Source organism: Brochothrix sp. (assembly GCF_017549435.1).
Lineage (GTDB): Bacteria > Bacillota > Bacilli > Lactobacillales > Listeriaceae > Brochothrix > Brochothrix thermosphacta.
Genome location: NZ_JAFYUW010000043.1, coordinates 1 through 10,980, shown reverse-complemented (window position 1 = coordinate 10,980; position 10,980 = coordinate 1). Strand labels below are relative to the sequence as shown.

Genomic DNA, 10,980 nt, shown 5'->3' with positions numbered 1-10,980 from the left:
TTAGAATCAAAATGGTGATAAATAGCACCACGAGAAAGACCATCTAAGTTAGCGACGATATCTTGAATCGTTGTTTTTTCATAACCTTTTTCAATAAATAAGGCAGTTGCGACTTGTATTATATGAGCAATTGTTTCGTCAGAATTATATTTTTTAGACATTGAATACTCCTTCCTTTTAAAAAAACATTCATTCGGTATGTTTTTATAATAAACGATAAAAATTGTTCTGTCAATTATAAGTAGTATTAAAAAATCTGAATACTGTTCTAATTCAGTAAAAAAACTTGCAGTTTTATAAAGATATCGTTATAATCTTATTAATCAGACTAGAATGGTATGAATTAAAAAAGGAGGGCATGAAGATGAAGGCAATGATAGGGATTACTGGCAGTATTATGAAAAACGGGGATCAGCAATTTTGTGATCACAATCAAACGTACGTTGGTCATGACTACATCGAAGCTATTCAAGCAGTGGATGCAATTCCATTAGTGCTTCCTGTCCTCATAAATAAAGATGATGTAACAGCAATTATTTCACGGATTGATGGTTTAATTATATCTGGTGGGTATGATGTGTCTCCCGATATGTATCAACAAGATGCACATACTTTATTAGGCGATACACTTAAAGCGCGTGATATTTATGAAATGGCTTTAATTAAAGAAGCGCTACATCAAAAGAAACCGATATTGGGAATCTGCCGCGGGATGCAATTGTTAAATATTAGTTTTGGTGGTACGTTGTATCAAGATATTTCTTTGATGAAACCAACAGCTATTCAACATATACAAAGTGGTGCTCCTTCTACAAGTAGTCATGATATTCATATAGCGAGGGAATCAGTTTTAAAAGAAGTATTCTCTCAAAATACGATTGCAGTTAATTCTTTTCATCATCAAGTTGTGCATCAAGTCGCAGATGGTTTTAAAATTTCAGCCATTAGTGAAGATGGATTGATTGAAGCAATCGAATCTGAAGGGGAGCTACACATACTAGGTGTACAGTGGCATCCAGAAATGTTGGCAGATATGATACCGCTATTTCGCCATTTTGTGAAAGAAACACAAGTTCGACAAGTAGCAATTTAAAAGTTGGTAAAAAACAAGCGTATTTAATACAATAGAAGAATAGTAATTCAAATGCCATGGTGAGTGTTATAAAACCAAAGCACATAGAACATTCGAGGGAGATAGGTTATGACAACAGTTATTGGTATATCAGGAAGTGTATTATTGGATCCAATTTATTCACCAGTTATTATTAAGCGTTCATATGTAAATGAACAATACGTGGAAGCTATTGCACAAGAAGGAGCGGTTCCTTTTATCATTCCAGTCACTGATCCAAGTTACATTCCGGCTTTTATTGCACGAATTGATGGTTTGTTATTGAGTGGTGGTTACGATGTTAATCCCTATGAGTATGGTGAAGAAACGTTAAGTCGGGCGGGTGAAAGTTATCCAGAACGCGATTTTTTTGAAAAGGCATTATTGTTAGAGGCCGTTGCACAAGGAAAACCAGTCTTAGGTGTCTGTCGAGGCGCACAAGTAATCAATGTGACATATGGCGGTTCACTTTACCAAGATGTTTCGTATGCTTCACACGCGAAATTACAACATCTTCAAGCAACGGATGGTGCCTTTCCAGTACATGATGTAAAACTCACTAAAGATTCTTGCTTCGCTAAAATTTTTGATAAAGAAGTCATTGGTGTTAATTCATTCCATCATCAGTTGATTAAAGAACTTGCACCTGGTTTTAAGGCCACGGGTAAAACCTCTGATGGTGTTATCGAAGCGCTTGAAAAAGAAGGCGATTTATTTGTGGCAGGTGTACAATGGCACCCTGAACAAATGTATCACCAAAATGATGATATGAAACGCTTGTTTCGAGCTTTTATTGAATATAGTACTTTATAAAATTTAGTCCTTAGGTCCTTTTCAAATGATTGGTAATCAATCAACGGAGAGGGCTTTTTTTATGGACAGTATGTTAACTCTGTATTTAATCATTTATATCATAGAGCTAGCATTTTATTTAGTAAAATTACTGTTCGACACTAATAAATGCTGTATTAAAAAATGAGGTCCGATGTTTCACTGGTATACTAGATATTTTAATTTGGAGTAGTTTTAAATTAAACGACACGAAATGTGTAAATAAATAAACGAGAATTGTAAAAAAATGATATTTTGAACGCTTTTATAGGGTGATTTTAGCATTTATTGAGCAAGTTCTTTTTTTTTATTTTTTAGATGTGTGAATATCGATTGCTACACAAAAGGATTATCGTTATACTATTGGTATAGTCAAAAAAAGTCTGTGTTTTTCGGAAGAGGGAGATAATGGATGATTAATAAAAAATCAAAATTACCAATCTATCAGCAAATTCAAAATGAAATAAAAAAAGACATTGATAACGCTAAATGGTCAGTACATGAGGCTATCCCAGCAGAACGACAATTAGCTGAATTATTTAATGTTTCGCGAATGACTGTTCGTCAAGCGATTCAAGCATTAGTTGATGATGGCGTACTATATCGTCGAATTGGTTCGGGAACATATGTTTCGGAAGAAAAGGTAACTGAAAATATGGATGCGGTTACAAGTTTTACAAACCTTATGCTTAAGCAAGGGAAAACACCATCTTCTCATATTGTTTCTTTTTCGATGAAACCAGCCACACGTCAAGAAGCGAAGGCTTTAGAATTAGATGAGGATGATGATGTCTTACGGATTGAACGTATAAGATATGGTGATAGCACACCTATTTTGTTTGAAACAGCAGCAATACCAATGAATATTGCGAGTAAATTAACACGTGATGAATTGACGAATTCTTTATTTCAAACAGTAAGTGATAAATTTCATCTAACAATTGGTGATGCACAACAAACGATGGAGGCTGTAGCTGTATCAGAAAAAATAGCCCCATTATTGGAAGTGCCTTTAGGTACACCTGTTATGCGACTGCGACAAACAACAGCACTGAGTGATGGCACATTATTTGAATATGTTGATTCACAATATGTCGGTAGTCGTTTCAAATTCTCGACACGTATTCATGGTGGTTAACTTAATAATTGCCTGAAAATAAACTTTAAAGGGGACGAATCATAAATGAAAGCAATCGTAACGGTATTAGGAAGAGATGGCACAGGAATTATCGCAGGTGTTAGTACTTTGCTTGCACAGGAGTCAATCAATATCTTAAATGTCTCACAAACAATTTTAGATGGTAACTTCACAATGATGATGACAGTTGATATGTCGAATGCTAAAAATGATTTGGAAACTGTCAAAGTTAAAGCTGATAAACTAAGCGAACAATTAAAAGTGCAAATTGCGATTCAAAATCAAGCGATTTTTGATCGTATGCATCAATTATAAGGGGGACCACATCAAATGGAGACAGCACAAGTCCTAGAAACAATTCGTATGATACAGGAAGAAAACCTTGATATTCGTACAATTACAATGGGGATTTCCCTTCTAGATTGTATTGATAGTGATGGTGAAGTAGCGCGTCAGAAAATCTATAATAAAATTGTGACGAAGGCTGCTAAATTGGTAGAAGTTGGTGAACAGATTAGTGCCGAATATGGTATCCCGATTATTAATAAACGTATATCTGTGACACCGATTGCTTTAATTGCAGGGGCATCAGGTGATACAGATTATGTTGCATATGCTCATACTTTGGATCAAGCAGCCAAGGCAGTTGGCGTTAACTTTATTGGTGGTTTTTCAGCTCTAGTTGAAAAAGGATACAATATTGGTGATGAACGTTTGATTGCCTCGATTCCTCAAGCATTAGCACAAACAGAACGTGTTTGTTCATCGGTTAATGTAGGGACAACAAGAGCGGGTATTAATATGGATGCCGTCAAACAAATGGGTGAAATTATTAAAGAGACGGCTGAATTGACTGGGGATAACCAAGGACTGGGTTGTGCAAAATTAGTTGTGTTTGCAAATGCAGTTGAAGATAACCCTTTTATGGCTGGTGCTTTTCATGGTGTAGGTGAAGCAGATTGTGTTATTCACGTTGGTGTTAGTGGTCCTGGTGTTGTTAAGCGAGCATTGGAGCAAGTTAAAGGTGAATCATTTGATGTGGTAGCTGAGACTGTGAAAAAAACAGCCTTTAAAATCACACGAATGGGACAACTCGTTGGTGTAGAAGCCTCTGAAAGACTGGGGGTACCATTTGGTATTGTTGACTTATCATTGGCACCAACGCCTGCAATCGGTGATTCGGTCGCTCATGTTTTAGAGGAAATGGGTTTAGAAGTTGTTGGAACACACGGAACAACAGCGGCACTGGCATTATTAAATGATGCTGTGAAAAAAGGTGGCGTTATGGCCTGTGGTCATGTGGGTGGTTTGAGCGGTGCATTTATTCCTGTTTCTGAAGATGCGGGGATGATTGATGCGGTCGTAAATGGTTCGTTGACGCTCTCTAAACTAGAGGCAATGACAGCTATTTGTTCTGTTGGACTTGATATGATTGCAATTCCTGGTGATACACCAGCTGAAACAATAGCAGCAATGATTGCAGATGAAGCGGCAATCGGTGTGATTAACCATAAAACAACAGCGGTACGTCTCATTCCTGCACCAGGAACAAAAGTAGGTGATGTTGTTGAGTTTGGTGGGCTACTTGGATATTGTCCAGTTATGCCAATTAATCAATACTCTTCAGCTGAATTTATTCACCGTGGCGGAAGAATTCCAGCACCAATCCACTCATTTAAAAATTAAATGAATAATAATTTCAAAAATATGTTCTAAAATGTGATTATTATTTTCATTTTGTGGTAAAGTAATCCTATAGTAGCTAGTCAAAACTAATCGAGGAGGGCAACGTGATGAGCAAAAATATCCACACAGTTGAAGATAACCTGAATGACATAATTAATAAATTGCAAAAACAGGGCGTAGATGTTGGAAAAACTAAGTCTCGTCATGATGTTTGGAGAAGTATAGTTCAAAGACGGAGCACATTAACAGTAGTACCATCTAACAGAAAATGATTGTTAGAGATAAATAATTCATGTTGGGTCAGGTGAGCGTGGGTGGCGAAAAACGAAGTAAGCATAGACAAAAAGGTTTATTTATATTTAGATACTGTAACGAACAGTGTTATTTCAAGAGGGATTACTTTTCCTGAATTTATTGATGGTATTGGAAAAAAACGATTACCATCAGCCCTATTGTTATTAGATAAAAAATATGACACCGTTAATTACAATCAGCATACTAATTTTGGGTTTATAGATGATACAGAAAAAATGAAGCAGCGTGCTATTGTTCTAGAAAAACAAACGCAAAATTTTTCATGGTTGGATTTTGAAGAAATTGATATGTTAAATCAACTCACTGGCCAAGAAATTGCTGAAATTTTGTATCTGGCTCATCGGGGGACGCATCTCCGTTCGCCTTTTTATTATAAATTACAAAATGAGTATGCCTATTTATCGCTGGACGAAGGAGAACGTACAAAGGTTTATTACCGTGATATAACACGTTTTTATGATATGATTGCTAATGTGATAACAGATCGAATTTCCGTTCTCATACATAAAAAAACATTATTTGGGAAGCCACGTAAAAAAAGCATCGTGGGGTTACCAGTGACCTTATTACGTTCGCTTAAGTTGTTATTGAAAGAAGGTTGTGTTCTATCATTTGACCAACTTGAACGTACGAAAACAGAGATACGTTTACCGATAGCAAATAGTGATGAAGAAAACGATGAAAATATTACATTAGATGGTAATGAAAATGAAATTGTTCCAAAAGCATGGATTGTTTATTCTATTAAAAATAATGAATGGACATTTGAATACTAGTAAAAAAGCCGTTATGTACTTACGGCTTTTTTTACTTTAATAGAATTGATTTAATTTAGAAATTTTTTATAAAACATGGTAAAATATAGTGAAAGATAGGGGCACAAGCAAACTTCTAGGAGGAATTGAGAATGAAGCAAACAGTGGTGGTTTTTTATGGAGGGAAGTCTGCTGAACATGAAGTATCAGTGGTTTCAGCTTTTTCAGTTATTAAAGCATTAGATTATAATCAATTTAATATACAACCGATGTACATCAGCTATGAAGGAAATTGGATTAAAGGGCCAGAATTGCAAGCGCCTATCCAAAATTCAGAACAGTTGAAATTTACTATTAGTGAAACAGGTGATGTTTTATTAGGCGATGGCGAAAAAACACAATCTGTAGGACAAAAAATTAATATTGCCGAGTTTGCAGCATTAGAAAACATCATTGCTTTTCCTGTCTTACATGGTCCTAATGGAGAAGATGGAACAATTCAAGGTTTATTCGAAACATTAAATATCCCTTATGTGGGAGCTAACGTTATCGCATCATCAACAGGTATGGATAAAATCGTTTCTAAAGAGATCTTCAAAGCAGTTGATATCCCACAAGTACCTTTTGTTGCGGTCAGAAATGTTGACTGGCAAGACTCTAAATTAGAGATGATTGAAGCGATAAATACGCTGAATTATCCAGTATTTGTTAAACCAGCGAATATGGGATCAAGTGTCGGTATTTCAAAAGTAATGAAAGAATCAGAATTGGATGCTGCTATGACAGAAGCATTCCTATTTGACCGCCGTATCGTCGTTGAGCAGGGCGTTACAGCTCGAGAAATCGAAGTTGCGGTACTTGGGAACGAAAGACCTGAAGTCTCGTTAGCGGGCGAAATAATGCCTAAAGGCGACAGTCATGCTTTTTATACATATAAAGCTAAATATGCGGACACATCAACAGAGCTCATTATTCCATCGCCTTTAGATGATGGTGTGTATGATCAAATTGTTGAGTATGCTAAGCAAGCTTATATCGCTTTAGACGGTACTGGTGTGTCGCGTGCGGATTTCTTTGTAACGGCAGACAACAGTATCTATTTAAATGAATTAAACACAATGCCAGGCTTTACACCAGTCAGCATGTTCCCGCTCTTGTGGGCAGAATCAGGGTTGCCATATGGTGAGCTGCTCAATCGAATGATCGAATTAGCAATGGAGCGTTATGAGCAGAAATCCCGCTTGCAAAATAAGAATAATTAATCAAAAGATACAGTCTCACATTTAAATGTGGGCTGTTTTTTTTGAGAAGAAATGAGAGGAACTCAATAAGGGGTATCATTGGGAAGTATTTTCTCGATGGATTGGTACTCGCTTTCGCTCCGTCCCATACTCTCATCGTAAGCTCATACCTTCGCAACAATGTTAGCACGAACACAAAAAAACACCCACTCCATAAAGAAGTGGGTGTTTCTTAATCAACAATTAGTCTTTAACAACGTTAGCTGCTTGAGGACCGCGTTGACCATCTTCAACGTCGAAAGATACTGCTTGACCTTCGTCTAATGATTTGAAACCATCAGATTGGATCGCTGAGAAATGTACGAATACATCATCGCCATCTTCGCGTTCGATAAAACCGAAACCTTTTTCTGCGTTAAACCATTTTACTTTACCGTTTGCCATTTTAAAACAAACCTCCTTATGCCTTTAGGCGTATATTGATTCCTGTTGGACATAAAAATGGAAGTGAAACACTTACAAATTACTCCTACAAAAATACTATAAACTAAGAATACCACACTTTGGCAATAATTCATAATACATTTTTAAAATAATACAATAAAAAGTGAAAAAATTTAATATTTATAGATATAAAAAGTGATAAAGACTAATCGCTACGACGCCAGCAAGGAGTGGTGCCACGACTGGAACCCACGCATAATCCCAATGAGAACTCCCTTTATTTTGTAAACGCAGTACGCTATGTAAGATACGTGGCATCAAGTCCCGTGCGGGATTGAGTGCTGGTCCAGTGGAACCGCCGATACAAAGTACCAAGGCACAAACAAGGAAACCAAGTGCTAAATGAGCTGTTCCAGAATTGTCTGCGAAGAAAGGAGCTCGGGTAATTCCGACAGCACCAAAGAAAAGAATAAAACTTCCAATAAATTCATTAATAAAACCATTTAATTTACTATTTGCATTATTGTTCGTGGAAAATGTTGCTAAAATTCGTTCTGCTTCTTTTGTTTTATCGTAATAAGGTTTAAAAGCAGCAACTACAATTAATTGTCCGATTAAAGCACCAAGTAATTGTGCACCGATATAAGGAAGAACCTCTGACCAAGGGAACATGTCATTAAATGCAAGCCCAATTGTAAAAGCTGGATTAATATGGTTACCACTAATACCACCAAAAATAAGTGCGGGCATCATGACAGCAAAACCATAACCAAAAGCAATGACAATCCATCCTGAATTATGTCCTTTCGCTCCTTTAAGTTCCACATTTGCGACAGCACCATTACCGATGATAATTAAAAGAGCAGTACCAATTATTTCTGAAATAATTCTTGTTGTTAAGTCGTATGGCATGATATACCTCCAATAGTTACTAATCAAGTTGTCTCTTTTCAGAGTAAAGATAAATAATCAAGCTAGGTTGTTGCTCTTCGTTCACTCAGGATTACGTACTGTATGTACGTGCCCCGTCATTCACTTATCGCGCCTACTATCTCAATCATTCTCTTCACACTGTTCAGAGTAAAGATAAATAATCAAGCTAGGTTGATTACATTTACTCTGTTTAGATTGTAGGGAATATAGGTAATAAAACGATTGTTTGCTGCAATTTAAAACAAGTTCGCCTTGATCGTGTACATGTTATATAAACATTTTACCCAAAAAGGAGTATTGAAGACAACAAAATTCGTAATTGTCTTGAAATCGACAAAAGAAAAAGACAACTATGTGACGAAAAAAGCTTTGTCCACTTGAAAATCGTGCCATTTAAAATGATGGGATAAGCGATAGTAATACGTTATACTAAAGATATCAAATAAGCAGGAGTGAGTAAATTCAGATGGCAAAGAAAAAACAGTACAGAAAGATAACGAAAAAAGAGTATAAACGATTAAGTAAAATGAAGCTTTCTTCATTGTTAATCGTCATAGCATTAGCCTTGGTAGTACAGCTATATAATTATTATACGAATGATACAAAAAAGGATACTCACTCATCTAGTGTTTCAAATGAATCACGTGCAAGCAAGTACAAAAAAACTGCGCCGCCTATCAATGAAACAGATGATCATTTAACCGATAATGGTGCACCTGATTTCAGTGATGCCGATTTAGACGAGTCACAATCAGGTTATATTCATTATGGAGAGTTAGATAAGTTAGGTCGAGTAACAACAGCCGAAGCACTAATTACAAAATCAATGTATGATACGGGAACCAAAGCAGAGTATAATATAAAACCAACAGGCTTTATTTCGGGTAAAGAACCGTACTTACATTCCCGTGGTCATTTGATTGGTAAACAATTGGGTGGAAGTGGCACAGATCGTCGCAATTTGATGACTATATATCAATATCCGGTTAATTCACCAGATATGACAAATTATGAGAACGCTATTCGCCGATCAATATTAAAAGGTGATAAGGTTCGTTATAGAGTTATACCGCTTTTTAAAGACGATGAGTTAATGCCTGCTTACGTTAAAATGGAAGGTCAAAGCTTAACAACGAAAGGTGATATTAAGTTTAATATAACAATAAAAAACGAAAGGTAGATGCGCGATGAATTGGACCAATTACCCGGATTCACTGTCAGTCGATGAATTGCTTGAAAAATTGGCTGCAGATCAAATCACGGATTATAAAGAATATTTGTTGTTTAATGCCTACGAGTTTCAAGAAAAACTGTGTGCAATTTATGAAAAACTCAAAGCTGAGGATACTGTTGTACTCAATTTATACAATCCTAATCTCGATTCAGGCGATGATTTACTCGTTGCAATGACGATTGATGGCGATTATATTATTGAGCAAAATAAAACGACACTGGTAGTTCCAGTATCGTTAGAGGCAGCAGCTGTTGAAGTTTATCCATATCCAGCTGTTCAATTTTTAAAAGCCTATACAAACAAACAAATAACATCAAATATACTTGCTGATATAATAGATTAAGGTCGTTTAGCTTTAACAGCCATTGTACAGCGACTCACAGCGATTAAGTTATTAGATTCATCAACGACTCGAACATCCCAGACATGGCTTGTACGGCCAATATGGATTGGTAAAGCAGTAGCTGTAACAGAACCTGTATTAACAGCTTTTAAATGGTTAATATTTAGCTCTAAGCCAAAAATAATTTCGTTTTCTTTTATATGTTGTAACGCACCCAAGCTTGCAACAGTTTCAGCTAATGCAGCTGTTGCACCACCGTGTAAGTAACCAAATGGTTGCGTTGTTGCTGCATTAACGGGCATGTTGTAAATGATTGTTTCTTTGGAAACTGAGAGGGGCTTCATTTGTAATTGATCCATTAAAGTCATAAAAATCACTCCTTAAACTATTTTGTATGCAAGTAGATATATTTCTGATATTGATAGATTGCTCTTTTAAAAATAATGAGTTAACTACTGAATTTAGTGCTAAAATCAGTATAATTATATCGTTTTTTTGAGTAAATAGAATAATCATTTAGTCTATTAGTAGACATAATTAGTCGATGCTCATTTTAATTTTTTATGTAAAGCAATATTTATATAATAATAAAAAACGAAGAGTTAAAGAATCGTAACATACTTTTATAATAGTAAAATATAAAAACCTTAGAATGCCTATCTTTAAAGGTTTTCTAAGGTTTAAACTATGCCCCGAGCGGGACTCGAACCCACGGCACATCGTTTAGGAAACGAATGCTCTATCCAACTGAGCTACCGAGACTAATATAATGATTATAACAAAAGAGTTGAGTGATAAACAAGCGCTGTTTGTGTTATAATACAATTTTTTATTGAGAGAATTGTCGGGTAGTGTTATGCTAAAAGAGGATAGTGTATGAATAAGGAGGATTTTCGATGTCAGTCGCTAAAATGATAGATCACACGTTATTAAAACCAGATGCAACACA

14 protein-coding genes and 1 tRNA gene are annotated in these 10,980 nt (G+C 35.9%); 10 read left to right on the top strand and 5 right to left on the bottom strand.

The window, feature by feature from the left end; translation table 11 throughout:
• A partial coding sequence (locus IKV95_RS02875) for a TetR/AcrR family transcriptional regulator (RefSeq protein ID WP_287451395.1) occupies positions 1 to 161 on the bottom strand: 161 nt, incomplete at its 3' end.
• A gap of 203 nt (positions 162 to 364) precedes the next feature.
• On the opposite strand from IKV95_RS02875, the gene IKV95_RS02870 reads away from it, so the two are divergent.
• The 8 genes from IKV95_RS02870 (at position 365) to IKV95_RS02835 (ending at position 7,098) form a co-directional block, all read left to right on the top strand.
• Entirely contained in the window at positions 365 to 1,093 is a 729-nt protein-coding gene (locus IKV95_RS02870; RefSeq protein WP_162917866.1) for a gamma-glutamyl-gamma-aminobutyrate hydrolase family protein, read from the top strand.
• Between the two features lie 108 nt (positions 1,094 to 1,201).
• A complete protein-coding gene (locus tag IKV95_RS02865) occupies positions 1,202 to 1,924 on the top strand; it encodes a gamma-glutamyl-gamma-aminobutyrate hydrolase family protein (RefSeq protein ID WP_069126449.1) in 723 nt (240 codons plus the stop codon).
• 430 nt (positions 1,925 to 2,354) lie between these two features.
• Positions 2,355 to 3,080, top strand: a complete 726-nt coding sequence (locus IKV95_RS02860) for a GntR family transcriptional regulator (RefSeq protein ID WP_287451394.1) — start codon at positions 2,355 to 2,357, stop codon at positions 3,078 to 3,080.
• 45 nt (positions 3,081 to 3,125) lie between these two features.
• Positions 3,126 to 3,395, top strand: a complete 270-nt coding sequence (locus IKV95_RS02855; protein ID WP_029090667.1) for an ACT domain-containing protein — start codon at positions 3,126 to 3,128, stop codon at positions 3,393 to 3,395.
• Between the two features lie 15 nt (positions 3,396 to 3,410).
• Entirely contained in the window at positions 3,411 to 4,766 is a 1,356-nt protein-coding gene (locus tag IKV95_RS02850; RefSeq protein ID WP_069120441.1) for a PFL family protein, read from the top strand.
• A 107-nt stretch (positions 4,767 to 4,873) separates the two neighbouring features.
• Positions 4,874 to 5,038, top strand: a complete 165-nt coding sequence (locus IKV95_RS02845; RefSeq protein WP_154657725.1) for an Lmo0850 family protein — start codon at positions 4,874 to 4,876, stop codon at positions 5,036 to 5,038.
• A 42-nt stretch (positions 5,039 to 5,080) separates the two neighbouring features.
• The gene (locus IKV95_RS02840) at positions 5,081 to 5,857 is read left to right on the top strand and encodes a hypothetical protein (RefSeq protein ID WP_029090665.1); all 777 of its coding nucleotides are present in this window, start codon (positions 5,081 to 5,083) and stop codon (positions 5,855 to 5,857) included.
• Positions 5,858 to 5,988: 131 nt separating this feature from the next.
• Positions 5,989 to 7,098 (top strand): D-alanine--D-alanine ligase, encoded by a 1,110-nt coding sequence (locus IKV95_RS02835; protein WP_029090664.1) that lies wholly within the window; start codon positions 5,989 to 5,991, stop codon positions 7,096 to 7,098.
• 222 nt (positions 7,099 to 7,320) lie between these two features.
• Here IKV95_RS02835 and IKV95_RS02830 read toward each other — a convergent pair whose 3' ends face one another.
• Together IKV95_RS02830 and IKV95_RS02825 are read right to left on the bottom strand one after the other, a co-directional pair.
• Positions 7,321 to 7,521, bottom strand: a complete 201-nt coding sequence (locus tag IKV95_RS02830) for a cold-shock protein (protein WP_029090663.1) — start codon at positions 7,519 to 7,521, stop codon at positions 7,321 to 7,323.
• A gap of 180 nt (positions 7,522 to 7,701) precedes the next feature.
• Entirely contained in the window at positions 7,702 to 8,433 is a 732-nt protein-coding gene (locus IKV95_RS02825) for an MIP/aquaporin family protein (RefSeq protein ID WP_287451393.1), read from the bottom strand.
• A 487-nt stretch (positions 8,434 to 8,920) separates the two neighbouring features.
• On the opposite strand from IKV95_RS02825, the gene IKV95_RS02820 reads away from it, so the two are divergent.
• Both IKV95_RS02820 and IKV95_RS02815 read left to right on the top strand, forming a co-directional pair.
• Positions 8,921 to 9,634 (top strand): DNA/RNA non-specific endonuclease, encoded by a 714-nt coding sequence (locus tag IKV95_RS02820; protein ID WP_081312126.1) that lies wholly within the window; start codon positions 8,921 to 8,923, stop codon positions 9,632 to 9,634.
• Positions 9,635 to 9,641: 7 nt separating this feature from the next.
• The gene (locus tag IKV95_RS02815) at positions 9,642 to 10,031 is read left to right on the top strand and encodes a hypothetical protein (RefSeq protein ID WP_069120449.1); all 390 of its coding nucleotides are present in this window, start codon (positions 9,642 to 9,644) and stop codon (positions 10,029 to 10,031) included.
• Here IKV95_RS02815 and IKV95_RS02810 read toward each other — a convergent pair.
• On the bottom strand, positions 10,028 to 10,399 hold the full coding sequence (locus IKV95_RS02810) for a PaaI family thioesterase (RefSeq protein WP_069126452.1): 372 nt from the start codon (positions 10,397 to 10,399) through the stop codon (positions 10,028 to 10,030). The two genes, IKV95_RS02815 and IKV95_RS02810, sit on opposite strands and share 4 nt — an antisense overlap.
• Before the next feature lie 320 nt (positions 10,400 to 10,719).
• Positions 10,720 to 10,793: transfer RNA gene (locus IKV95_RS02805), tRNA-Arg, on the bottom strand.
• Positions 10,794 to 10,980 lie beyond the last annotated feature (187 nt).